We start from the raw sequence: 25790 nt of genomic DNA on the forward strand, positions 1-25790 counted from the left end.
CACTATTTGGCGTCACAATTTAATTCCTAACGTATTCCAGATTTGATCCACGCGCTCACGCACTGCTGTATCCATTTGAATCGGTTGCCCCCATTCACGATTCGTTTCACCAGCCCATTTATTTGTTGCATCAAAACCAATTTTAGAACCTAGCCCAGATACTGGTGAAGCGAAATCTAAATAATCAATTGGCGTGTTTTCAATCATTACCGTATCGCGCACCGGGTCCATTCGCGTGGTCATTGCCCAAATCACATCATTCCAATTGCGGGTGCAAATATCATCATCGACCACAATCACGAATTTGGTATACATGAATTGCCGCAAAAATGACCATACGCCCATCATCACTCGTTTGGCATGACCTGGATATTGTTTCTTAATACTGACCACCGCTAGCCGATACGAACAGCCTTCTGGTGGCAAATAAAAATCCGTAATTTCTGGGAATTGTTTTTGTAAAATTGGCACAAAAACTTCATTCAATGCCACACCTAAAATTGCTGGTTCATCCGGTGGTCTTCCGGTATAGGTGCTATGATAAATTGGCTCGCGGCGCGTGGTCATGCGTTCAATAGTAAATACTGGAAATTGATCGACTTCATTGTAATAACCCGTGTGATCGCCAAATGGCCCTTCTGCTGCCATATCATGCGGATAAATGTGTCCTTCTAATACGATTTCTGCACTGGCTGGCACTTGCAAATCGGAGTTTTGACAATTCGCCAATTCGGTGCGACTGCCGCGCAATAATCCAGCAAATGCGTATTCTGACAGCGTATCGGGAATTGGTGTGACTGCGCCTAAAATAGTCGCCGGATCAGCGCCGAGCGCCACTGCAACTGGAAAGGGTTGTCCGGGGTGCGCCCGTTGAAAATCACGGTAATCAAGCGCACCACCGCGATGCGATAACCAGCGCATAATGACGCGATTTTTACCAAGCACTTGCATTCGATAAATGCCGAGATTTTGCCGCGCTTTTTCTGGTCCGCGTGTAATCACTAAACCCCAAGTAATCAAGCGCCCAACATCGCCAGGCCAACAATGTTGAATGGGCAATTGATCTAAATTGATGGCATCGCCAGTCCAATTCACTTCTTGACAAGGCGCATTGCGGCGGATTTTCGGCGCCATATCCAACACCTTTTTGAAAATCGGCAGTGTTTCCCACGCTGCTTTTAATCCCTTTGGTGGATCGGGCTCCTTTAGAAAAGCTAATAATTTACCCACTTCGCGCAATGCACTAACCGATTCTTCACCCATTCCAAGCGCGACACGCTGCGGCGTACCAAATAAATTGCCCAATAATGGAATAGCGGAACCTTTTGGGCGCTCAAATAGCAATGCTGGACCGCCAGCGCGTAAAGTGCGGTCGCAGATTTCGGTGATTTCGAGATAAGGATCAACGGGAACGCGAATGCGTTTTAATTCGCCACGTTGTTCCAGTTGGGTAATAAAATCGCGGAGGTCTTTATATTTCATTCTGCCACTTCATCAGTGAAAACTGCTGCTAAATCAGTCGCAGTTAATATTCGTACAATCCACGCATCCAATGCCGCACTTGGTGCCGATTGAATTTGCGTCTCCAGTGCCGCAGGAAGTGCACCAAATCGTTGGCGTAATAATAGTAAAAGCATTTCTGCTTTCGCCTGCGTTGCTCCAGTTGCCACACCTTCAATCCGCCCTTTTTCTAATCCTTGCTCCAATCCTTTTTTCAATCCGCGTTGTTCCGCAATATGCGCCTGTTCCTGCAAATAGCGTTGATCTTCTAACCACATCTCACGCTTTTCAACATCATCTAATTCTTCTTCACTCCAGCCAGCGCGATTAGCTAATTCTAGTGCCTGTGCAATTGCGGGTTCTACAGCTAATGATTCCGGTACTGCGGTTAAATTCTCTGCCGTTTTCAAAAAGTAAAACCAGCGATCCAATGGAGTTTTTAATTCTGCCTCGGTTAAATCAAACTTGGGCAATTCTGCAAATACCAGTTCTAAATCGCGCTGATAAATTGCTGGGTTTTCAGTGGCAGATAAACGGAATTGACTGACTACCTGTTGTAATTCTGAAAACATGATGAAATCAGCAATGGTAATCGCAACGACACTGGTTAATAGCCGATAAGCCTCACCCTTTCCCAATTGATTTACGTAGGCTTTACAGGTGTTGTATAGCACGCGCTTCTCGAAGCCTTCGACATTTAGCACCTGCATTTCTACAATATAAAAATGCCCGCTTTGATCGCGCACCTTGACATCTAAAAAGGTATTCTTTAGCCCCTGAATTTTGGGTGCTTGATAGGGATCAATAATTGTCACTTCAATAATTTCCTCAGCACCGCTCAAATTGAGAATTGCGTTGAGAAAACTGATTAAAATCTCATGGCTGGTTTCAGAACCAAAGATTTTCTTAAACGTGTAATCGGTTTTAGGATTCAAAAAACGCATCGTATCAACCTCACTAAAAATGTCTCTATCAAAAGCCCCCTTTGAAAAAGGGGGGTTGTGTGGATTTAAAAACGGCTAAGGATTTAACTCACTTCACCGTATAAGTTTTGGTGAGTTGGTTATTCGCTTCATCCGCTTCCGGCGTTTGACACCAGCTATCAACAAAAGCGCGGAGCGTTTTAGTGCCAGTACCTTTTGACCGCAAACTCACCGTTAAGGTTTTACTCGCTCCGGCAGCTAATGAACCGACTTCAATCCATTCGGATTGAGCGCCACACGTTTGCACTGCTGTTTGATGCGCCCACACATCCAAATAACCGCCGGTTGCTGTCACAGTGCCTTGATTTTTTACCGTGATCTTGGCGGTAAAAATACTATTTGCAGTCGGTGACGCTGGCGTGAGTGCAATAGCAGTGATTTTAAGATCACCCACTGCGCTATTATTAAATGCAGCGGTCACAGTTTTATTGCTGGTGAGCGTGACCGTGCATTGTAGTGGATTGGTGGCAATTGGAGTGCAGCCCGTCCATTTGCTAAAAGTCCCGCCGGTATCCGCTTTGGCGGTAAGCGTGACGGCAGTGCCGCTGGTGAATTGTTTACTGCAAGCGGTGCCGCAATTAATTCCTGCCGGTGAACTGGTGACAGTACCATTGCCACTTTTGGTAATTGACAGTTTATAACTGGGCAATAGATTGAAATTAGCAGTGACGGTTTGCGCTGCGCTCATAGTCACGGTGCAATCGCCAGTTTTATTGGTACATGCGCCGCTCCAACCGCTAAAAGTCGAACCGGAACTGGTATCAGGTGTAGCAGTGAGAATAATGCTGCTGCCACTTTCAAAATCGCTGCTGCAATTGGAACCGCAATTGATTTGACCGTCTTTGCTAGTGACGATACCGCTGCCTGTGCCGGTTTTATTCACGCTTAAATCAAAAGACTGTCCACCGCGCACGAACCGAATGTAGTTGATGTCGTCCCGACTGTCGCCGTAGGCGTTGCCATTGCCGAAATTCACGTGCCACGTGTAGCTCGCGCCGTCAGCGTAAGACGTGGACGAGCCTGACCAAAACCCTGAACTCGGTGTATTCGGAAAATAACTGGGATCAATAGCGGGGCTATAACGGCTGTAATCTACTAAGACTTGCAGCTCTTTGACATTGGGCAAGCGCCAATCGTTATAACCCCCAGATTAAAATTATTGGCGGCAGTTAATGCAGCTTTCCAATTCATTGTTTTTGCTGTGCCAGTACAATTCGTGCCGCTTTGCCCTTCACTGCATTTTGCCCACATCAGCCCTGTATTCGACTGCGTTACAGTTCCATCATTATTATCAACAAAATAATAAAAAGACTGTCCGCCGCGAACGAGACGAACGCGGCTACTATCGTACTGACTGCCGTAGTTACCGACATGAGCATCGTAGAAACCCACGTCCCACACGTAGATCGAATAAAAGGCATAGGGAGAACCTGACCAAAATTCATCACTTGGCGTATTTGGGAAATAGTTAGTATCAATTGCTGGTGAATGGCGGCTGTGATCGGCAATGCTTAATAATTCTTTTATATCCGGCATCCGCCAGTCATTAAATCCACACAAGCCAGTTGCATTAACGTTATTCACATAACCAGCGGCTTGGTCGAAGGTGTAAGCTGAATCACTGAGTTTTACTTGCCAGATCAAGCCGCTCACATTATCGCGGACGCAAGTGTGATCGGTGGCGGTTGTTGGCAAATCATTTCCCGCTGCATCTAATTTCGTGAAATCAAAACCATTGGTTCCAAATTCAGCATCTTGACCGGGAAAACCGGCGACCGGACACGGCAAGCCGTTGGTGTCGGCATTTGAGCAAGTGGTAATGCCCGTATCATTCAAACCAGCAGCATAAACAGCATTGATAAAAAACAGCGTACTGACCAATAAACCGATCAGCATTGTCCAGCGTTTCAATCCAGAAAATCGCATTAACATCGCAATGCCCCACAGAGTTAAAAGAAAAATACTTGCAAATTTCTATCGTTAGGTTTTATACCTCTTTGCGTTAAAAGCCCCCCTTTGGAAAAAGGGGGTTAAGGATTTAACTCACTTCACCGTATAAGTTTTAGTGAGTTGGTTATTGGTTTCATCCGCTTCTGGCGTTTGACACCAACTATCAACAAAAGCGCGGAGCGTTTTAGTGCCAGTACCTTTTGACCGCAAACTCACCGTTAAGGTTTTGCTCGCGCCGGCAGCTAATGAACCGATTTCAATCCATTCGGCTTGAGCGCCGCACGTTTGCACCGCTGTTTGATGCGCCCACACATCCAAATAACCGCCGGTTGCTGTCACAGTGCCTTGATTTTTTACCGTGATCTTGGCGGTAAAAATACTATTTGCAGCCGGTGACGCTGGCGTGAGTGCAATAGCAGTGATTTTAAGATCACCCAATGCGCCATTATTAAATGCAGCGGTCACAGTTTTATTGCTGGTGAGCGTAAATGTGCATTGCAGTGGATTGGTGGCAATTGGAGTGCAGCCCGTCCATTTGCTAAAAGTCCCGCCGGTATCTGCTTTGGCGGTAAGCGTGACGGCAGTGCCGCTGGTGAATTGTTTACTGCAAGCGGTGCCGCAATTAATTCCTGCCGGTGAACTGGTGACAGCACCATTGCCATTTTTGCTAATTGACAGTTTATAACTGGGCAATAGATTGAAATTAGCAGTGACGGTTTGCGCTGCGCTCATATTCACGGTGCAAGTGCCAGTTTTATTGGTACATGCGCCGCTCCAACCGCTAAAAATCGAACCAGAACTGGTATCAGGTGTAGCAGTGAGAATAATGCTGCTGCCACTTTCAAAATCGCTGCTGCAATTGGAACCGCAATTGATTTTGCCGTCGCTGCTCTTTACCACACCGGCACCACTTCCGGTTTTATTGACGCTCAAATCAAAAAAATTAGGCAGTGCTCCGCGAACGAGCCGGACGTGGTTGCCATTGCTCCGATCGTCGTTGCTGGCGTAGCCATAATAGAAATCCACGTACCACGGAAACACGTTGACCGAGTAGTCGGCATCGGGAGAACCCGACCAAAACCACAAATTTGGCGTATTTGGGAAATAGCTGGTATCGATTGCGGGGCTGTAGCGGCTGTAATCCGCTAGAGCTTGCAGCTCTTTGGCGTTGGGCAGTCGCCAGTCGTTATGGTCGCCCAGACGCGAATTATTTGCAGCGGTTAAAGCGGAGCTCCAATCCATCGCCGTTGCATCACCCACGCACCCAATACCGGTTTGACCCTCGCTGCATTTAGCCCACATTAGCCCGGTGTTTGACTGCGTTACGGTACCATCCTCGTTATCAACAAAAGAATTAAAAGACTGTCCCCCGCGCACGAGCCGGACGAAGTGGCATTCGTCCCGAATGACGCCGTTGTTGGCGTCGACATGACCGAAATACACGCTCCACGCGTAGTCCGAGTCGCGGGCATCCGGAGAACCCGACCAAAAAAGATCACCTGGCGTATTCGGAAAATAGTTGGTATCAATTGCTGGCAAAATTTCTCCGTGATCCGCAATTCCCATCAATTCTTTTATATCCGGCATTCGCCAGTCTTTGAAGCCACATAAACCAGTTGCATTGACGTTATTTACGTAACCAGTGGCTTGGTCAAAAGTGAAAGTTGAATCACTGATTTTCACTTGCCAAATCAAACCGGTCACATTATCGCGGACGCAAGTGTGATCTGTCGCGCTGGCGGGCAAATCATTTCCAGCAGCATCCAATTTAGTGAAATCAAAACCGTTGCTGCCGAATTCAGCATCTTGCCCGGGGAAATCGGCGACCGGACACGGCAAGCCGTTGGTGTCGGCATTAGAGCAAGTAGTGATGCCGGTGTCGTTGAGACCGGCGGCGTGGGTGGCGGTAAACGTCGCAGTGACGGTTTGCGCTGCGCTCATAGTCACTGTGCAAGTGCCAGTTTTATTAGTACATGCGCCGCTCCAACCGCTAAAAGTCGAACCGGAACTGGTATCAGGTGTAGCAGTAAGAATAATACTGCTGCCACTTTCAAAATCACTGCTGCAATTGGAACCGCAATTGATTTTACCGTCGCCGCTCTTTACCACACCGGCACCACTTCCGGTTTTGTTGACGGTTAAGGCAAAAGAATCAAAAGACTGTCCGCCACGGACGAGACGAACGGGGTTGTTGCTGTCGTGCCGATTGGCGTTGTTGGTGTCGCCATCGTCGAAATTCACGCCTAACGCGTAGTTCGAAACGTAGGGAAACGGAGAACTCGACCAAAACCACGAACTCGGCGTATTCGGAAAATAGTTAGTATCAATTGCCGGTAAATAGCGGCTGTAATCGACCAAGGCTTGCAACTCTTTGGTATTGGGCAACCGCCAATCGTCATAACCACCCCGATTAGAATTATTGGCGGCGGTTAAAGCGGTGCTCCAATTCATCGTTATTGCATCACCAGTGCAATTCGTGCCGGTTTGACCCTCACTGCATTTAGCCCACATCAGCCCAGTGCTCGACTGCGTTACGATGCCATCCTCGTTATTAACAAAAGAATCAAAAGACTGTCCGCCGCGCACGAGCCGGACGTGGTAGCCGTTGTCCCGATTGTTGAAATTGGCGCTGCCAATGCCGAAATGCACGTACCACGCGCTGTACGAGTTATCAGCATACGGAAAACCGGACCAAAACCAATCACTTGCCGTATTGGGGAAATAGTTGGTATCAATTGTTGGATCGGGATAAACAATACTTTGATCGGCAATTCCTAATAATTCTTTTGGGTTTGGCATTCGCCAGTCATTAAATCCGCACAAGCCAGTTGCATTAACGTTGTTTACATAACCAGCGGTTTCGTCGAAGGTGTAAGTTGAATCACTGATGTTCACTTGCCAAATCAAACCGGTCACATTATCGCGGACGCAAGTGTGATCTGTCGCGCTGGCGGGCAAATCATTTCCAGCAGCATCCAATTTAGTGAAATCAAAACCGTTGCTGCCGAATTCGGCGTCTTGTCCGGGGAAGTCGGCGACCGGACACGGCAAGCCGTTGGTGTCGGCATTAGAGCAAGTGGTAATGCCGGTGTCATTCAAACCAGCAGCATGAACAGCATTGATAAAAAACAGCGTACTGACCAATAAACCGGTCAGCATTGTCCAGCGTTTCAATCCAGAAAATCGCATTAACATCGCAATGCCCCACAGAGTTAAAAGAAAAATACTTGCAAATTGCCATAGTTAGTTTTTCATCTCCGTTTTATACACTCAACCGCTCAATCATTTCGCACATAAAATGACCGAGCACCAAATGCAGCTCTTGAATGCGCGGCGTATCGCGGGATGGAACCGCTAAAACAATATCGGCGGCAGGCAAATCAGAATGCGCCGCGCCGGTAAATAACACCGTCAATAAACCGCGCTCCGTGGCCGCATTTAACGCATTTACAATGTTGGCAGAACGTCCACTCGTTGATAGCGCCCAAAGCACATCGCCGGGACGTGCCAGCGCATTTAATTGCCGTGCAAAAATGGCATCAAACGTGAAATCATTGGCAATGGCGGTGCTGGCGCTCGGATCAAATCCCAACGCAATTGCAGGTAAAGGTCGCCGCGTTTTATTCAGAAATGGCCCAATTAATTCGCCGCTGAGATGCGTTGCTTCACCCGCGCTGCCACCATTGCCGCAAATAAATAAGGTGCCGCCGTGTTGAATGGCTGCCGCAGTGCGCGTTGCTGCTGCAACCGTTGCCGCCAATACCTCAGCGTCGCTTTGAACAGCGGCAATCAATGCAGCAGTGGCATCTAATTGAACGCGAAGATGCGCAGTGAATGCGGCAATATCAGTCATGGCAATTAACCAGCGCAGCCACAATCATCATTTCCATCGGCGCGATATTTCTCATCTTCAGCGGCAGCGCGGCGTTCAATTTCAATTTGCCGCCGCGCTTCCCACACTTCCTGCCGCTCGGTGACGCGCTGTTCCCAAGCATCTGCCATTTCTTGAATGGTGCGCTCGCCAAATAAAACTTGCCGCAAAAAGCGATAACTAAATTCCAATAGCGCCTCGTCGTCTTGCTCAATTTCGGTATAAAACTCTGCGGGCAAGGTGTAGGTATTGCGGAAATTGTCACTCAAGACAAAACGGCGAAAAGTATCGCCGTCATAAGATGCCATGAAAAAGAATTGCAAACTCAATTGCGGTGGTCGCCCGACGGCTGGCCCCGCCGATTTCTTTTTTAAGACCAATTGATACCAGTCGCGGTTTTTTGCATCGAATTCATCGCAATGCTGCTCGGCGCGATATTCCGCAATTGAAAGTTCGCGCTGTTCATTGTGACCTTGACAATGATCTTCTTTCACCAGTGAATAGCGTTCTTCAGCAATTGCGGAATCTTTTTCGCGCAGCGTCAATAGCGCCAGCGGGTAATAACGACACACCGTCGGGCGGTCGCTGTAAACGCCGCAACCGGCATCGCCAGCCAATTGCAAACAGGTTCCATTGTCATCCGTTTTCAATTTAATGCCCGGCAAACCATCGCCGTCCATTTGAAAAGGAACGGTGAATTGCCGAATAAACTCGGTAGATGTTAAACCTAAACGCCGTTTTAAGCGCAGCACGTCATAAGGTGCCAACGTAATGTCAGCGCGTTTGCAGCAGGCATTAAAACAACTGATGCCGGGGTGACAATGAAATTGCAGCGGACTATTCAACTGCAACGCTTCGGGCATGACTGCGCTTTGAAAAGGAAGTGGATTGTGCATAAACAATGGTCTCGGTTGTAAAAGTTATTCGTTGTCAGTAGAAAATACTGTTTCACTGCCAATTAAATTAGCTGCGTGTGTTACAGGTATTGATGCGCAATGCTGCTCGCGCTGCTTCAAAATTAAAATGTTCAATTTCGTACATCACTGGATTAAATGCTTCACCCAAAGTTGCTCGCAATAACGCAGCAGATTCTCGCGCCAATTGCACGGCGCGAGTGTTGTCTTCCGCTAACAGCGCGTCTAATTCAGCAATTAACGGATGCGCAATGTTAATTGCACCGAGCGCAGCAGAATCGTTCCACGCTTCGCTGGTCAATAAATCGTCAATCAATAAATCATCGACATCCGGCAGCGCAGTAATTGCGCTAATCAGTGCGTCCAATTCATTGCGCAATTGCTCAATTAACGCAGCGATTTGTGCCGATTCCAGCGCAGTGTTGTGTATTAATTCTGCTTCCAATGCGGTTGCAGTTGCCGCGACCTGATCCGCGCCGAGCGTTGCGGCTGCGCCTTTCAAACAATGCACCAATTGCTGCGCACCAGATCGATCGCCAGCCGTTAAGCTGCTGTCTAATAGCTCTAAATCTTCGCCATGTCCCTGCGCAAATAGCCGCAATAACCGCAGATATAACGGGCGTTGACCGCGCACTGCTCGCAATCCGCGTTGACTGTCTAAACCCGCAATTGCGACCGAGCAGGGGCGTTTGATGGGCGAGCCAATGACCGCTCCAATCACTGCGCCAACGGGGATTGCGTGATGCGGCAACCACCGCAGCAACGCTTGATATAATCCATCAGGATCAACGGGTTTGGTGACAAAATCATTCATTCCGGCGGCTAAACAGGCGCGACGATCTTCTTCAAACGCATTGGCGGTCATCGCCAAAATCGGCAATTCCGACTGCAACGTTTGCGCCCGAATGCGGCGCGTCGCTTCCAATCCGTCCATTTCCGGCATTTGCACGTCCATCAGCACGAGGTCGTAACGCCGACTGGTCGCCAGCGCCACTGCTTCGCGTCCGTTTTCTGCAACTTCCGCCACCAACGCCACTGCATCGAGCAGTTCAAGCGCAACTTCGCGGTTCACGGCGTTGTCTTCTGCCAACAGCACTCGCGCTCCGGCGCAGGATTGACGCAGTTCTAATTCGCTCGTCAATTGTGACGTTGCCGCTGGTGTTGGCATTGCGCCAGACTTTCCGCGCTGCAACGTTGCGGTAAACCAAAAAGTGCTGCCGTAGCCGAGCGCAGTTTCCACGCCCGCATCTCCGCCCATCAATTGCGCCAAACGCCGCGTGATCGCCAGTCCCAAACCGGTGCCACCGTGTTTGCGCGTCGTGGACACGTCGGCTTGACCAAAAGGCGTAAACAGTCGCGGCAATTCTTCCGGCGCAATACCGATGCCCGTGTCATTGACTTCAAAACGCACTTTGAGCTGCTGCGCAGTAAGTGTTTCATCTTTAATGAGATAACAGCGCAGATGCACGCCGCCGCTGGTGGTGAATTTGACTGCGTTGCTGGCGAAATTCAGCAAACTCTGGCGCAGGCGCGTCGGATCGCCATGTAACCAATTCGGCACGTCGCCTGCGTCGGCAGTCACCGTCAGACCTTTTAATTGCGCTTGGTCAAATGAGCGAGCGGGTGTGATCGAGAATATCGGTGAGCGCAAAATCGGTTTGTTCCAATTCCAAACGCTCGGCTTCATTTTCGATAAATCAAGAATGTCGTTGATAATTAACAGTAAATGCTGGGCAGCAACGGCAATTTTATCTAAACGTGCGACTTGCTCTGGCATCATGTTGCTGCGTTGCAACAAATAAGTTAAGCCAACAATCGCGTTCATTGGCGTGCGGATTTCGTGGCTCATATTGGCGAGAAAGCGCTTTTGGCGCGATTGGCCGATTCTGCGGCTTCTCGCGCCTGCTCGCGGACGCGCTCCAATTCTTTTGCCGCACTCACATCACGCGAAAATCCGACCGTACCCAATACGTTACCGGCAGCATCAAGCACTGGAGCCTTAAAAGTTTCGCTAATGACGATCTCGGTTCCATGCAAAATGGGTTCATCCAACGTCATCTGCTGCCGAATTGCGATGACTGCGCGATCATCTGCGCGATAGCGTTTGGCGAGTTCCATTGGCCAGAGATCAAAATCGGTTTGACCGAGTAAATCCTGAACAGCGCCACCAACCACATTTGCCATTGTTTGATTGACGACGAGAAAACGCCCTTTCACATCTTTAAGCCAAATCATGTGCGGGATATTGTCGATGATTGCCCGCAATTCTTGACTTTGCTGATGCAATTCCGCAGTGCGTTCATTCACGCGATCTTCTAAATGCGCCCGCTCCTGCGCTAATTGCAATTCAATCTGTTTACGTTCGGTAATATCGCGGCAAATACACAGCACAAAATTTTGCTCACCCCACAAGACACTGCTGGCGCTCACTTCAACTGGGTATTCCGAACCGTCGCAGCGACGATGACGAGTTTCAAATACAAAACCATGATGGGGAAAAGGATTAAAGTTTTCACGGATCATTTCCTCCGACATGACTGCGTCCATCTCCCAACTGCGCATTCCAATTAATTCTTGCGTGGTGCAGCCGAGCATATCCGCCATACGCTGATTACCTTCAATGACGCGATGATCCATATCAAATACCAGAATGCCATCGCGGGATTGCTCAATCAGCGCCCGCCGTTGTGCGATTTCATCAGCGAGTAAATTGAGTACTTTTAACCGCGCTAATTGCGCATCATGCACTGATTCGGCAATTTCTAATTGCTCGCGTTGACGCAGTAAAAAAGCTCCCGTCACGGTCATTAACAGCGCCAGCAAACCGACTAAACTAATCCAAATTACATTACTAATGACTTCGCTATCAATTTCACTTAAATCGCGTTTGGCAATGAGCAGCCAATCGGTATCGGGAACCATCAACCCCACGCTCATTACCGATTTTCCACGATAATCAATACCTTCGATAGCATTACTGGGCAATTGCGCAGCTATAGGAATTTGCGCTGCAACGAAATTTAATAAGGTGGATGACAGGTTTAATGTTAATGCGCTATCAGGTTGATGATGCAAATTATTCAGTGCAATGAATTCATTTCCTTCGCGGCGCACAAGTAATATTTCGCCGGTGGCGCTGGGTACTGGCCAATTTTGGAGTGTTGGATATAAATAAGCGACTGGATTGCTATGCAGCACGATGACTAAATTAGGCTGTTGCTCACGAATTGGCAACGGAGTGATAAAATCTAAATGTAAATTGCCTTGTGCATCACGATAAGGTCCGTAAATACGAATGCGTTGCTCTTCTATACATTCCTGTATCGCTGTCAGCAATTGCGTATCAACTGGTAAGTTGACAGAGCTCCAAATAGATTCGCCTTGTGCGGTTAATAATCTGATGCTTTGAAACGCATTATCACGCGCAAATGCTTTCAGAAGTGCAATGAGATTGCTATTCAATACTGGCGTTTTAGCGATGTTGCTACCAATTTCAGTTGCTAAATAGCTTTCTTGAATAAAACGCGCATCTCCACGCCGTTCGTTGAGCCAATCAGCAATTTGCCGCGCTTTGGATTCAACAATGCTATTGAGTCGCGCTGCCTCGCTTTCTTTCTGGTGATTAAAATTGATGGCAATGCCACCTGCCGTTAGCGTCACAATGGCAGCTATCAATAATGCTAAAGGCAACAATTGGGTGAAACGCATTCGGCTCACAAGCATCCACGTTTTGAATGATTTAATCACTGAATAAAATAACGCCATTTGGCAGCAGTGGGGCATTTGTTAGGTTGAAGTAGACGGATAGAATAGAGGATATTGCTGGCTAATCACTGAAAATTGACTACTACAAGGAATTTATATGAGCACTTCTCCGCGTCACGGCAAAACGGGTAAACCGATCAACAATGCCAAACTCGACCGCGTGGTCGCTGATGCCCGCAAAGCCAGCGAGGAACGCGCTGCGGGCTATCGCGAGCAGGCGCTGAAACTTTACGCTTGGGTGTGTGGGCGCTGCGCTCGCAGTTTCACCCGTGAGAATTTACGGGAACTGACGGTGCATCATAAGGACATGGATCACGACAACAATCCCGCTGACGGCAGCAATTGGGAATTGTTGTGCATTTACTGCCATGATAACGAGCACCAAAAATATGAAGAACATCTCGCGGCGTTGAGTGCCGGACGTGGAAAAACGCCGGGCAGCACGACTAAAACCACGACGCATAATCCGTTTGAGGCACTCGCCGCTCTGCTCAAAAAAGACGATTGATGCCATTCCGACCACTGAAAATTGATACCTAAACACATGACCTCGCAGCTCTTTTTTGCCTCCGCACCGAAACACATGGGCAGTTTGCTTGCCGAGGAACTCATTCGGCTGGGAATGCGTGATGCCACGGAAACTCGTGGCGGAGCGCGTTTTTCCGGCAGCATTGAAGACGGTTATCGCGCCTGTTTATGGTCGCGCATCGCCAACCGCATTCTGCTTCCGCTCGGTCAATTTCCCGCCAGCAGCCCGGATGATTTGTATACCGCTGCTGCCGACATTGCGTGGGAAGAACATTTGACGCCAGAGCACCGTTTCGCCATTCAGTTTGACGGCGATTTGCCGGGGATTACCAATCCACATTTCGCCGTGCTGCGCGTGAAAGATGCGCTGGCTGACCGGTTTACGCGCCGCTGCGGACAACGTCCCAGCGTCGATGCGGACGATCCCGATCTGCGGATTCATGTTTACGCGCATCAGGACAACGTCAGTATCAGCCTTGATTTATCAGGCGAATCGCTGCATTTGCGCGGCTATCGTGACAGCGGATCAGCCGCGCCGTTGAAAGAAAATCTCGCCGCTGCGCTGCTGCTCCGCGCTGGCTGGGCAGAAATTGCCGCGCAGGGCGGAGCGTTACTTGACCCGATGTGCGGCTCCGGCACGCTGATTATTGAAGGCGCGTTGATCGCTGCCGACATCGCGCCCGGATTGCTGCGCGAGCAGTTCGGTTTTCACGGCTGGCTGCAACACGATGAAACGCTGTGGCAACGGCTGCTGGCGGAGGCGCACATTCGCCGCGCTGCCGGACTGCAACGCCTCGGCGCACTGCGTGGTTATGATCAAAATCCCAACGCGATTCGCACTTCGCTGCATCATTTGGAACGCGCTGGGTTGGCGGGGCTGGCGCATTTTGAACGGCGCGAACTCGCCGATTGTTTCCCCGGACGCGAGGAAGACGAAGGGCTGGTGATGGTCAATCCGCCGTATGGCGAGCGGCTCGGCAGCGAGGACGAATTGCCAGAGCTGTACGCCCGCCTCGGCGCAGTGTTGAAAGAACGGTTTATCGGTTGGCGAGCAGCAGTGTTTACCGGCAGCCCTGATTTGGGTAAACACATGGGCTTGCGGGCGATCAAACGGCACACGCTCTACAACGGCCCGATTGAATGCAAATTGCTGCATTTTCAAGTCGAACCGCGCTATTTCGTCAGTCATCAGCCGCGTCCGCTGCCGGCGCAAGAACGCAGTGCTGGCGCGGAAATGCTCGCCAATCGCATCACCAAAAATCTCAAAACGCTGCGCAAATGGCAGCGCGAATCACAGATTGAATGCTTGCGGATTTATGACGCAGATTTGCCGGAATATGCGCTGGCGGTGGATGTTTACGCGGGCGACGGTGAACGCTGGGTGCAGGTGCAGGAATACGCCGCGCCAGCAACGGTTGATCCGAAAAAAGCGCGGCATCGGTTGCGTGAAGCGCTGGGTTTGATGCCGGAAGTGCTTGATATTCCGAGCGAACGGGTGTTTTTCAAAGTGCGCCAGCCACAAAAAGGCACAAATCAATACGAACGGCTGGCGGAAACGCGCCGGTTTCACGAAGTTGCTGAAGGCGGACATCGGTTTCTCGTCAATTTCGAGGATTATCTCGACACTGGTTTGTTTCTCGATCACCGCGACGTGCGCGGGTTAATCGGTCGGCTCGCGGCAGGAAAACGCTTTCTCAATCTGTTCGGCTACACCGGCACGGCAACGGTTTATGCCGCTCGCGGCGGAGCCAGCGCCAGCACAACCGTCGATTTATCAAACACCTATTTGGACTGGGCACAAAATAATCTGCTGTTAAACGACATTGATTTGGATGCGCACGAACTGGTGCAAGCCGACTGTTTGCGCTGGCTTGACAGTCACGTCGGTCGCCGCAGTTACGACCTGATTTTTCTTGATCCACCGAGCTTTTCCACCTCCAAACGCATGTTTGGAACGCTCGATATTCAGCGCGATCATGTGACCTTGATTCGTTCGGTGTTGCGGCTGTTGGAACCGAACGGCGTGTTGATTTTTTCCAACAATCTCCGGCGCTTCCGTATTGATGTGGACGCACTCGCCGAACTGGAAGTTGAGGACATCAGCGCAGCGAGTCTGCCGCGTGATTTCGCCCGCAATCCGCGCATTCATCATTGTTGGACGATTCGGCAGCGTCCGCAATCAACTTTTCTTTCGTGAATTCATCAGGTTCTTTTCAATCATCATGCTCAAGGTGACGCAACTGGAATGCCGACGCGGTGATCGGCGACTGTTTACCGACCTGAATTTCAGTCTCAGCGCCGGAACGCTGCTGCATGTGCGCGGACGCAACGGTAGCGGAAAAACAACACTGTTGCGCACACTCTGCGGCTTGTTCACACCCGAGCACGGCGAATTGTTATGGCGCGGCGAATCGATTCGGCAACTCGGCGATGATTATCGGCGCGAAGTGCTGTATTTCGGTCATCTCAACGGCATCAAAGGCGATCTCACCGGCATCGAAAATCTCAGCATCGCCGCTACGCTGGCTGGAAATACCATTTCACAATCAAGCGTTTGGGCAGCACTCGCCCGCATTGGCTTGACCGGATTTGAGGATTTACCCACGCGAATGTTGTCGCAAGGACAAAAGAAACGGGTCGCGCTGGCGCGGCTGATGTTGTCCACCGCGCCGCTGTGGATACTGGATGAACCCTTCACCGCGCTGGATGTTGACGCAGTAGCACTGCTACAAACGTTGATTTCTGACCACATTGCCGCTGGCGGATTAGCGATTTTAACCACACACCAAGCCGTGCCTCTGACTTCTGGGCAGGTCGCGCATCTGGATTTAGGGGATTAAACCAACATGTTGCGCAGTTTCTGGTGCATCCTCCACCGCGACCTCACACTGGCGCTGCGTCGCCGCACTGATGTTCTCACGACCTTGTTTTTCTTCGTGATTGTCGTCAGTTTATTCCCGCTCGGCATCAGCACTGAACGGCAGATTTTGCAGATTCTCGGTCCCGGCGTGGTCTGGGTTGCCGCGTTATTGGCTTCAATGCTGGCGCTAGAGCGATTATTTGCAGCAGATTATGACGATGGCACCTTGGAGCAATTATTATTAACTGGTCAACCATTGGCGCTATTGGTGCTGGGGAAAATTACCGCGCATTGGTTATTAACAGGATTGCCCTTAGTATTGATTGCGCCGCTGGTTGGAATGCAATATCACCTAACCGACACCGCAATTGGCGTGATGATGCTTGCGCTACTCATTGGTACGCCAATTTTAAGTTTAATTGGGGCTATTGGTGCGGCGCTCACGCTCGGTCTGCGCGGTGGCGGAATTTTATTATCACTGCTCATTTTACCGCTGTATATTCCGGTTTTGATCTACGGCGCAGGCGCAATTGAAGTGAGTGTTATCGATTTGTCAGATACGCAGCCGTATCTTACGTTGCTGGGCGCTTTTCTGGTGGTGGCATTGATTTTTGCACCGGTCGCATCAGCAGCAGCATTGCGGATTTCGGTTGAGTAAGTTGGAACTCTAACTAAACATGATCAATCACATAAAACGTTCGGTTTATATCGAAACATCTGTCATCAGCTATCTCACTGCGCGTCCAAGCAAAACAATTCTTGGCGCAGCACATCAACAGATTACTTGTGCTTGGTGGGAACGGCGATCTGAATACAATCTTTTTGTTTCTGAATTGGTCTTGCGCGAATGCGAAGCTGGTGATACTTCTGCCGCAGAAAAACGTTTGGCAAGTATTGCTGATTTTCCGTTGCTATTGATTACGGAAGATATTTTACAAATAGCAGAAGCACTTTTAGAACAACAAATTATTCCACTTAAAGCAGCAGAAGATGCTCTTCACATTGCGCTTGCAACTGCGTATCACATTGATTACTTGATAACATGGAATTGTCGACATATCGCAAATCCAGAGATACAACGAAACATTGCTATCTACCTTGAAAGCATTGGATTACCTTTACCGTTTATCTGTACACCAGAAGAACTTTTAGGAGAGGAAGGCGATGCTGAATGATGAAATTGTTGATGAAATTAGAACAATTAGAGAAAAACATGCTGCGCAATTTAATTTCGATTTGCGAGCAATTTTTGAGGATTTAAAAAAATCAGAAACAAAACATCTTGCCGATGGTCACACGTTTATCACGCCATCGACAACTTACAACCTATCCGGTTCTAAACTACAGCAAGCTCGGTTTTCATTACCACGACGCAGAATAATTCCATGACGCTTAACTGGTTCAAATTCGCATCTCCTCCCGCGTTTTATTCCCTAGCCGGACGCTTAATTCCGATATTTTGGGGCTTGACGCTTATTCTTTTAGCGATCGGTTTGTATTGGGGATTTTTCCAAACAACCGATCAACTCGGCGGTAGCAATCCGCAAAAAGAGTATTACCGTATCATCTTTATTCATGTGTCCTCAGCATGGATGTCAATGTGGCTTTATTTCGTGATGGTTGCATGGGCAGCGATTGGTTTGATATTTAATACCCGACTGTCATTTATGATGGCAAAAGCAATTGCACCAACGGGCGCATTATTCACCTTTTTAGCACTGTGGACGGGCGCATTCTGGGGGCGACCCAGTTGGGGAACCTATTGGGATTGGGATCCGCGTTTAACCTCAGAATTGGTGCTATTTTTCATGTATATCGGATACATGGCGCTGCATTCAGCGATTGATGACATCCGTCGCGCAGATCGCGCCTCTGCATTATTAGCCATCGTTGGTTTAGTCATGGTTCCGGTAATTTTCTGGTCAATCAATTGTCCCGATCCCAATCAATGCGCGGCACTGCATCAGCGATCTAATCTCACTAAAATCGACGGCAATATTTTATTCGCAATGTTGACGATGAGCTTGGCGTTTTGGATGTATTCATTTGCCACCACATTTATGCGGTTGCGCAGTCTCATTTTAACCCGTGAAGCAGATAGCATTTGGGTTCGAGAGCTTTTAACACAGGGTGGAGATCAAAAATGAGTGAGTTTTTTGCGCAGGGTGGTTACGCCTTTTTTATTTGGGGCGCATACGGTATGGCGGTACTATTATTAGTGATTGAAGTGATGCAGTTACGCGCCCAACGCCATGCGCTATTCATTCGGCTTAACCGCTTAAACAGAATGCGTGAACTTGATCCAAATCAGTGATTTCGGAGCGAATAAATTAATGAAAGCACGACAGAAACGCTTGGTATTTGTAGGTTTAGCAATTCTCGGTATTGGTGCAGCTTCAACACTGGCAATTACTGCGCTTAAAAGCAACATTTCCTATTTCTTTAGTCCGTCTCAGGTGTTGGCAAATGAAGCGCCACCGAATCATGTTTTTCGACTTGGTGGACTGGTCACAAAGGGTAGTTTAATTCGGCAACCCGATAGCCTAACGATTCATTTTGATGTGACTGATAATGCCAAAACGGTCAAGGTTATTTATACCGGCATCCTGCCCGATTTATTTAGTGAAGGAAAAGGTGTGGTGACAAAAGGAAAATTGGGTGCTGATGGTGTGTTTTATGCTGAAGAAGTACTAGCAAAACACGATGAAGAATACATTCCGCCAGAGGTTGCCAGCACGTTGAAAACTGCTCATGTTGAAGGCGTCACGAATGCTGCAACCCCGTCCAATGGAGCAAGCAAATAATGATGCCTGAACTCGGTCATTTCGCGCTAATTTTCGCGCTATTATTTGCAGTGACGCAAGCAACAGTGCCGCTGATTGGTTCTTTCACCGGCAATGTAACTTGGATGAATTTTGCCCGTCCGTTGGCGTGGGGGCAATTAACCTTTATTGGCATTGCTTTTCTTGCACTGTTGCAAGCATTTTTAATCGACGACTTTTCGGTTATTTATGTCGCAACCAATTCCAACTCACTGATGCCGGATCTATACAAAATATCCGCAATTTGGGGCGCACATGAAGGCTCTCTATTGTTATGGGTATTCATGCTAGCTGGCTGGGGCGCAGCGTTGGCGCTGTTTAGTCGTAAATTGCCATTACCGATGATTTCTCGTGTCATTGCCGTTCAAGGCATGGTTGCTATTGGCTTTTTGTTATTCATGTTACTGACTTCTAATCCCTTTGATCGCATCTTTCCAATACCGGTTGAAGGGCGCGATCTTAATCCGTTATTACAAGACCCGGTTTAGCATTTCATCCGCCAATGCTCTATATGGGCTACGTTGGTTTTTCAGTCGCATTTGCCTTTGCAATTGCTGCGTTGATTGGCGGCAAACTCGATTCCGCTTGGGCGCGGTGGTCACGCCCTTGGACGATGGTTGCATGGATATTTCTCACCCTCGGCATTGCACTCGGTTCATGGTGGGCATATTACGAATTAGGCTGGGGCGGTTGGTGGTTTTGGGACCCAGTTGAAAATGCGTCATTTATGCCTTGGTTGGTTGGCACCGCATTGATTCATTCGCTCGCAGTGACTGAAAAACGCGCTGCATTTAAGAATTGGACGGTATTATTAGCGATCTCAGCTTTTTCATTGTCATTGCTCGGCACTTTTCTAGTTCGTTCTGGTGTACTGACTTCAGTTCATGCCTTTGCAACTGATCCAACACGTGGTGCATTCATTCTGATTTTTCTCTGCATCGTTATCGGCGGTTCATTAACGCTTTACGCATGGCGAGCACCGCGCATTGCAGATGGTGGACGCTTTGATTTGCTATCACGCGAAACCTTTCTTTTGATAAACAACCTATTGCTGGCAACGCTGGCAGTATTGGTATTATTTGGAACGCTCGCGCCATTGATTTATGATGCAGCCGGTTGGGGCAAAATTTCTGTTGGTTTCCCTTGGTTTAATACGATGTTTATTTACATCTCACCATTGCTGATTTTAGCCATGGGGATCGGACCGCTCACGCGCTGGAAACATGACAATTTGCGGCGATTATTACCCGCAATCGGTGGCGCATTGGCATTTGGAGTATTGGTTGCTGCCTTGCAATTGAACCATTTTGCCATTGGATTAGGTTTGGGTTTGGCTGCGTGGTTAGTAGCGACGCATCTCATTAGTTTCATTGCTCGATTAAAACAAGGCAGTGGATTCACTGCGAGCATGATGAATACTAGTCTTAGCTATTACGGTATGTGGTTAGCGCATTTCGGAATTGCAGTGTTTATTATCGGTGTGACATTGGTTTCTAATCGCGGCACTGAAACCGATATTCGGCTTGCAACGGGTGGCGTGTATGAAACGGCTGGGCATCGTTTTCAATTCAATGGCGTTAACGTTGTTAAAGGGCCGAATTACACTGCTTTTCGTGGAGAATTCGTCGTTTATCAGGGTGAAAATGAAATCACGCGGTTGTATCCTGAAAAGCGCAAATATATTTCCGGTGGAATGCCGATGACTGAAGCGGGAATTGATGCAGGGTTTCTGCGCGACATTTATATTTCACTCGGCGAACCAATTGGTATGAGCGGTGATTGGGCATTGCGACTTTATTACAAACCTTTTGTGCGATGGATTTGGCTCGGCTGCATTTTAATGGCGCTCGGTGGCGTATTAACCGTGACAGATCGCCGTTATCGTTCCAATTGTCCAGCAACTGTTTGAATTGAAGGATTTCCACTCATGTCAACTACATCTCGTGCTTTAATTCCATTAGTGATTTTTCTCGTGTTAGCTGCGCTATTGTTTTACGGTTTGCAACTTGATCCGCGCAAAGTGCCGTCACCATTGATTGATAAACCTGCGCCGACATTCACGCTGCAATCATTAAAAGATGCAAATGAAATGCTGACGCAGGACATTTTGCGCGGCAAGATGTCGCTGGTGAATGTATGGGCGTCATGGTGTCCATCGTGTCGGCAGGAGCACAGCGAATTAATGCAAATTGCCCGCGAGAATGATATTCAAGTCATTGGGTTTAATTGGAAAGACACGCGCCCCCAAGCGTTGCAAATGCTCGAACAATTTGGCGATCCCTACTCTGCTATTCTATTTGATCCCGACAATCAGGCTGGCATCAATTGGGGCGTTTATGGTGCACCGGAAACTTTTGTGGTGGATACGCAGGGCATTATTCGTCACAAACGGATTGGACCAATTGATCGAGATGTATGGGAAAAAGAAATTCTGCCGATTATTAAACAGTATCGGAATCAATAAATGAACATCTGTGATTTCAAATTCGTTTTGGCAACGGCATTATTGACTGCTGCGCTGGCAATTGGCAACGTTCAGGCTTATACGTTGGAGCAATTCACATTCGATGACCCTGCGCAAACGGAAGCATTTCATAATCTCATTGGCGAATTGCGTTGTTTAGTGTGTCAAAACGAATCACTCGCTGGCTCGCAAGCTGGCGTGGCGCAGGATTTGCGCAAAGAGATTTATCGAATGATGCGTGAAGGTAAAAGTCGCACTGAAGTTATTGATTTTCTGGTCGCTCGTTATGGCGATTTCGTATTGTATGAACCGCCATTAAAACCTGCGACTTATGTGCTGTGGTTTGGTCCTTTTGTATTCATTGGAATTTGCGGTGTATTGCTTTTCCGCGCTCTGCAACGCAAAAAAGCTGCGCCTGAACAGGATTTAACGGACGCGGAACAGGCGCGTTTGCGGCAACTTCTCACCAAAACCGGCGATTAACTCAATGATAATGTTCTGGATTCTTATTGTTGCGCTGATCGTGCTGGCGCTCGCATTCATTCTGCCGCCGTTACTGCGACCTGCGCCGCTAGCGACTGCGCCAGCACAAGACGCGCTTAATCTCGAAGTGTTTCAGCAGCGAATCAGTGAATTGGACGCTGATCTCAGCGCGGGATTTCTCGATCAAGATCAATATGTTGCTGCTCGCCGCGATCTGGAACGCGATCTGCTGCATGATTTGGATCAATCCCCCCAACCCCCCTTTTCCAAAGGGGGGCTTTCTGAGTCCTTTGCTGAAGGGGGGCTTGAAACTCCCCTCTTAGAAAAAGGGGGGCAGGGGGGGATTTTGCGAGAAACGGTGTTGGCGACCATTTTGGGTATCGGCATTCCGGCACTGGCGCTGGGGTTGTATTGGTTACTCGGCAATCCGGCGCTCATCACGCAATTGCAACTGGCAGCAAGCACTCCGGCAGCAACAAACGATCAGGATGCGCCGTCATTGGATGTCTTGGCGCAGCGGCTGGAAGAGCGGTTGAAAGCCGATCCCGCCAGCGTTGACGGCTGGCTGATGCTCGGTCGCACCTATTTTGCGTTGGAAAACCGCGAGCGTGGATTGGTCGCAGTTGCCAAAGCGTTTGCGCTCGCGCCCACGCAGATTGAAGTGATGCTGGCTTATGCCGAATCGCTCGTCGTCACCAGCGACAGCAGCAATTTGGCGGTCGCCAACTGAATTGATTAACGCGGTGTTGCAGCGCGAACCGACGAATGCGACGGCGCGTTGGTTGCGCGGCGTGGTGGCGTATCGGCAAGGCAATTATCAAGCGCATTGGAAATGTGGCAGAGCATTGCGGCGGAATTAGAACCGGGCGGAGAGGAAGCAAAAAATCTCGGTGAATTGATCGCGGCGGCCAAACAGCGCCTCAGTGAACAACCTGCGCCCGCGCCAATCACTGACGTGCAATCCACCACTGATGCGCCCGTTGCGCCAGCAGATGCGCCAGTCACTGCGGCAACTGCGCCGGTTTCGACTGCAACCGTCGCTGAGACTGCGCCCGTTACGGAAACCAGCGCCAGCGCCACTCAGGAAACGCCAGTGGCACAACCCATCGCTGCCGACAACACTCCAGCGTTGCAGGTCACGGTCACACTCGATCCGGCGCTGGTAGCACAAACCTCGCCCGATCAAGCAGTATTTGTGTTTGCTCGCGCTGCGAATGGTCCGCCAATGCCGCTGGCCGCAGTGCGCTTGACCGTGAAGGATTTGCCGCAAACCGTGACTTTGGATGACAGCTCGGCGCTGATGCCCGCACTGCGTTTATCAGCATTTTCGGAAGTAATTGTCGGAGCGCGGATTTCAGCCAGCGGCGAAGCGATGCCGCAAACAGGCGATTTGGAAGGCGAAACTGCGCCGTTGGCAGCGAATACCACCGCAGCAGTGGCCGTCACCATTGACCGAGTGCGTCCTTAATCCCGACCAATTCCGTATACTTCGTTTGGTCACATTTCAGGTTACAGGGCAATCTGCTTGCCCTGTGTTTCACTCATCGCACCATGCACAGGATTACTGATGTCTGATTACAACGCTGAGGATGTCCGCAATATCGCCCTCGTCGGTCACGCTGGCGCTGGTAAAACCACCTTGGTTGAGGCGTTGCTGGCAGCGACTGGCGTCATCGCCGCGCCTGGCAGCATCGCTCGCGGCTCGACGGTGTGCGATTTCGATCCACTCGAAAAGGAGCTGCAACACTCGCTCGATGCCGCAATCACTAGCTTTAATACGGCTGGCAAGCACATCAATGTGATTGACACGCCCGGCGCAGCAGATTTTCTCGGCCGCAGCATTTCGGTGCTGGCGGCAGTGGAAACAGCAGCACTGGTCATCAATGCGCAGTCCGGCATTGAGCCGATGAGCATCCGCATGATGAAAGCGGCGGATAAGCGCAATTTGTGTCGGCTGATTATCGTCAACCAGATTGATGCGCCAGATGTCGATCTCGCTGCGCTCACCGAGCAAATCCGCGAGACTTTTGGCGCGGAATGTTTGCCGATCAATTTGCCAGCGATGGCGGCAAGCGCGTGGTCGATTGCTTTTTTCAGCCGACCGGCGCTGGCGCGGATTTCACCTCGGTTGAGGATGCGCACAGCCACATCATTGACCAAGTCGTTGAGGTGGACGAGGCGCTGATGGAGATTTATTTGGAGCAGGGTCAAGACCTTGCGCCCGAACAGCTCCACGATCCGTTCGAGAAGGCGCTGCGCGAGACGCATTTAATTCCGATCTGTTTTGTCTCGGCGCAGACCGGCGCGGGCATTCCTGAATTGCTGGAGATTCTGGCGCGGCTGATGCCGAATCCGTCCGAAGGCAATCCGCCGCCGTTTTTGAAAGGCGAGGGCGCAGCGGTGGAGCCGGTGACGGTCACGCCCGATCCCAAGCAACACGTCGTCGCGCATGTGTTCAAAGTCATCAACGATCCGTTTCGCGGCAAGCTCGGCATATTTCGAATTCATCAGGGGCGCATCGTCACTGGTGCGCAACTGTTCGTCGGCAATGCGCGAAAGCCATTCAAAGTCAATCACTTGTATCGGTTGCACGGAACAGAATTGATTGAAGTTGCCGAGGGTGTGCCCGGCGATATTCTCGCAGTGGCGCGAGTCGATGACATTCACTTTGACGCAGTGCTGCACGATTCGCACGACGAGGATCATTTCCACCTTGCCAGTTTGGAATGTCCGTTACCGCTGTTTGGGCTGGCGATTAACACGACCAAGCGCGGCGATGAGCAGAAATTGACTGACGCGCTGCACAAATTGGAATCTGAAGACCCTTGTTTTCACATTGAACACAACGCAGCGGCGAACGAGACCATCATTCGCGGGTTGGGCGAGCTACATCTGCGCGTGTTGCTGCGGCGGTTGTCTGAGAATTTCCACGTTGAGGTGGAAACCCATCCGCCGAGTGTGCCGTACCGCGAGACAATCGTCGGCAAGGCGGAAGGGCATCATCGCCACAAAAAGCAAACCGGCGGCGCGGGCAATTCGGCGAGGTGTTTTTGCGGGTGGAGCCGAATGCGCGGGGCGCGGGTTTTGAATTTATCGACGCAGTGGTCGGCGGCGTGATTCCCGGCAATTTCATTCCGTCGATTGAAAAAGGCGTGCGCCAAGTGCTTGATGAGGGCGCGATTGCTGGTTATCCGCTGCAAGATGTGAAGGTCACGGTGTACGATGGTAAATTCCATCCCGTTGATTCTAAAGACATCGCTTTTGCAACTGCGGGGCGCAAGGCGTTTGTTGACGCGGTGTTGAAAGCGCAGCCGGTGATTTTGGAGCCGATTGTTAAAATTCGCATCACTGCGCAGGACACGGCGATGGGCGATTTGGCCGGCGATTTGTCGGGACGGCGCGGGCGCATCAACGGCAGCGAAACCCAAAGTCGCGGGCGGATTCTGATTGAAGGCGAAGTGCCGCTGGCGGAATTGTCTGGCTACGATGCGCGGCTCAAGGCGCTGACGGGCGGCGAGGGCACTTACAGCATTGAATTGAGCCATTACGATCCGGTGCCCGCCAACATTCAAAAGCAGATGGCGGATGCCTATCAACGCGCTGACGACTGAGCGATTTCAAAGACGCAGTGGATGCTTGAAATACGCATT

Annotated in this window: 22 protein-coding genes and 2 pseudogenes; 15 read left to right on the plus strand and 9 right to left on the minus strand. The window is 49.8% G+C overall.

Annotation, left to right across the window (positions count from 1 at the left end):
- Positions 1 to 12: 12 nt before the first annotated feature.
- The 9 genes from ubiD to CXB77_RS15865 form a co-directional block, all read right to left on the minus strand.
- Positions 13 to 1482 carry a 4-hydroxy-3-polyprenylbenzoate decarboxylase gene (gene ubiD / locus CXB77_RS15825; protein WP_105074611.1) on the minus strand — a complete coding sequence of 490 codons (1470 nt, stop codon included), beginning with the start codon at positions 1480 to 1482 and terminating at the stop codon, positions 13 to 15.
- Positions 1479 to 2444 (minus strand): Rpn family recombination-promoting nuclease/putative transposase, encoded by a 966-nt coding sequence (locus CXB77_RS15830; RefSeq protein ID WP_105074612.1) that lies wholly within the window; start codon positions 2442 to 2444, stop codon positions 1479 to 1481. Before CXB77_RS15830 ends, ubiD begins: the two co-directional genes overlap by 4 nt.
- 88 nt (positions 2445 to 2532) lie before the next feature.
- Entirely contained in the window at positions 2533 to 3609 is a 1077-nt protein-coding gene (locus CXB77_RS15835; protein ID WP_105074613.1) for an InlB B-repeat-containing protein, read from the minus strand.
- Entirely contained in the window at positions 3579 to 4409 is an 831-nt protein-coding gene (locus CXB77_RS15840) for a DUF1566 domain-containing protein (protein ID WP_172452706.1), read from the minus strand. The genes CXB77_RS15835 and CXB77_RS15840 overlap by 31 nt, the downstream gene beginning before the upstream one ends.
- A gap of 117 nt (positions 4410 to 4526) precedes the next feature.
- A complete protein-coding gene (locus CXB77_RS15845) occupies positions 4527 to 7622 on the minus strand; it encodes a DUF1566 domain-containing protein (protein WP_172452707.1) in 3096 nt (1031 codons plus the stop codon).
- Between the two features lie 73 nt (positions 7623 to 7695).
- A complete protein-coding gene (locus tag CXB77_RS15850; RefSeq protein ID WP_105074793.1) occupies positions 7696 to 8286 on the minus strand; it encodes a D-sedoheptulose-7-phosphate isomerase in 591 nt (196 codons plus the stop codon).
- A 5-nt stretch (positions 8287 to 8291) separates the two neighbouring features.
- Complete coding sequence (locus tag CXB77_RS15855) at positions 8292 to 9200, minus strand: YkgJ family cysteine cluster protein (RefSeq protein ID WP_105074616.1); 909 nt, start codon at positions 9198 to 9200, stop codon at positions 8292 to 8294.
- Between the two features lie 67 nt (positions 9201 to 9267).
- Entirely contained in the window at positions 9268 to 11043 is a 1776-nt protein-coding gene (locus CXB77_RS15860; protein WP_242445775.1) for a hybrid sensor histidine kinase/response regulator, read from the minus strand.
- Between the two features lie 20 nt (positions 11044 to 11063).
- Positions 11064 to 12926, minus strand: coding sequence for a PAS domain-containing protein (locus CXB77_RS15865; protein WP_172452708.1), 1863 nt, complete (start codon positions 12924 to 12926; stop codon positions 11064 to 11066).
- Positions 12927 to 13080: 154 nt separating this feature from the next.
- Between CXB77_RS15865 and CXB77_RS15870 the strand changes: the two genes are divergently transcribed.
- The 15 genes and pseudogenes from CXB77_RS15870 to fusA all read left to right on the plus strand — a co-directional run bounded on the left by CXB77_RS15870 (position 13081) and on the right by fusA (position 25751).
- Positions 13081 to 13491, plus strand: a complete 411-nt coding sequence (locus CXB77_RS15870) for a YajD family HNH nuclease (protein WP_105072383.1) — start codon at positions 13081 to 13083, stop codon at positions 13489 to 13491.
- A 36-nt stretch (positions 13492 to 13527) separates the two neighbouring features.
- Complete coding sequence (gene rlmKL / locus CXB77_RS15875; protein ID WP_105072384.1) at positions 13528 to 15708, plus strand: bifunctional 23S rRNA (guanine(2069)-N(7))-methyltransferase RlmK/23S rRNA (guanine(2445)-N(2))-methyltransferase RlmL; 2181 nt, start codon at positions 13528 to 13530, stop codon at positions 15706 to 15708.
- A gap of 25 nt (positions 15709 to 15733) precedes the next feature.
- Positions 15734 to 16351: a cytochrome c biogenesis heme-transporting ATPase CcmA gene (gene ccmA, locus CXB77_RS15880; RefSeq protein ID WP_105072385.1), complete on the plus strand. Its 618-nt coding sequence runs from the start codon at positions 15734 to 15736 to the stop codon at positions 16349 to 16351.
- Between the two features lie 6 nt (positions 16352 to 16357).
- Entirely contained in the window at positions 16358 to 17029 is a 672-nt protein-coding gene (gene ccmB / locus CXB77_RS15885; RefSeq protein WP_105074619.1) for a heme exporter protein CcmB, read from the plus strand.
- 19 nt (positions 17030 to 17048) lie between these two features.
- Positions 17049 to 17546 (plus strand): type II toxin-antitoxin system VapC family toxin, encoded by a 498-nt coding sequence (locus CXB77_RS15890; protein WP_242445776.1) that lies wholly within the window; start codon positions 17049 to 17051, stop codon positions 17544 to 17546.
- Positions 17536 to 17760, plus strand: coding sequence for a hypothetical protein (locus tag CXB77_RS15895; protein ID WP_105074620.1), 225 nt, complete (start codon positions 17536 to 17538; stop codon positions 17758 to 17760). The genes CXB77_RS15890 and CXB77_RS15895 overlap by 11 nt, the downstream gene beginning before the upstream one ends.
- On the plus strand, positions 17757 to 18518 hold the full coding sequence (ccsA, locus tag CXB77_RS15900) for a cytochrome c biogenesis protein CcsA (protein WP_105074621.1): 762 nt from the start codon (positions 17757 to 17759) through the stop codon (positions 18516 to 18518). The genes CXB77_RS15895 and ccsA overlap by 4 nt, the downstream gene beginning before the upstream one ends.
- Positions 18515 to 18685, plus strand: coding sequence for a heme exporter protein CcmD (gene ccmD, locus CXB77_RS15905; protein WP_105074622.1), 171 nt, complete (start codon positions 18515 to 18517; stop codon positions 18683 to 18685). The genes ccsA and ccmD overlap by 4 nt, the downstream gene beginning before the upstream one ends.
- Positions 18686 to 18704: 19 nt before the next feature.
- Positions 18705 to 19175, plus strand: a complete 471-nt coding sequence (gene ccmE, locus CXB77_RS15910; protein WP_105074795.1) for a cytochrome c maturation protein CcmE — start codon at positions 18705 to 18707, stop codon at positions 19173 to 19175.
- Positions 19175 to 21102 (plus strand): annotated as a pseudogene (locus tag CXB77_RS15915) (heme lyase CcmF/NrfE family subunit). Before ccmE ends, CXB77_RS15915 begins: the two are co-directional and overlap by 1 nt.
- Positions 21103 to 21120: 18 nt before the next feature.
- On the plus strand, positions 21121 to 21657 hold the full coding sequence (locus tag CXB77_RS15920; RefSeq protein ID WP_105074623.1) for a DsbE family thiol:disulfide interchange protein: 537 nt from the start codon (positions 21121 to 21123) through the stop codon (positions 21655 to 21657).
- Entirely contained in the window at positions 21658 to 22140 is a 483-nt protein-coding gene (locus CXB77_RS15925) for a cytochrome c-type biogenesis protein (RefSeq protein ID WP_105074624.1), read from the plus strand.
- Between the two features lie 10 nt (positions 22141 to 22150).
- The gene (gene ccmI / locus CXB77_RS22390) at positions 22151 to 22870 is read left to right on the plus strand and encodes a c-type cytochrome biogenesis protein CcmI (protein WP_242445777.1); all 720 of its coding nucleotides are present in this window, start codon (positions 22151 to 22153) and stop codon (positions 22868 to 22870) included.
- A 102-nt stretch (positions 22871 to 22972) separates the two neighbouring features.
- Entirely contained in the window at positions 22973 to 23608 is a 636-nt protein-coding gene (locus CXB77_RS22395) for a c-type cytochrome biogenesis protein CcmI/CycH (RefSeq protein WP_242445778.1), read from the plus strand.
- Between the two features lie 99 nt (positions 23609 to 23707).
- Positions 23708 to 25751, plus strand: a pseudogene (gene fusA / locus CXB77_RS15935) (elongation factor G).
- Positions 25752 to 25790: the final 39 nt, after the last annotated feature.

Origin of the sequence: Chromatium okenii, from assembly GCF_002958735.1 — a bacterium.
Lineage (GTDB): Bacteria > Pseudomonadota > Gammaproteobacteria > Chromatiales > Chromatiaceae > Chromatium > Chromatium okenii_A.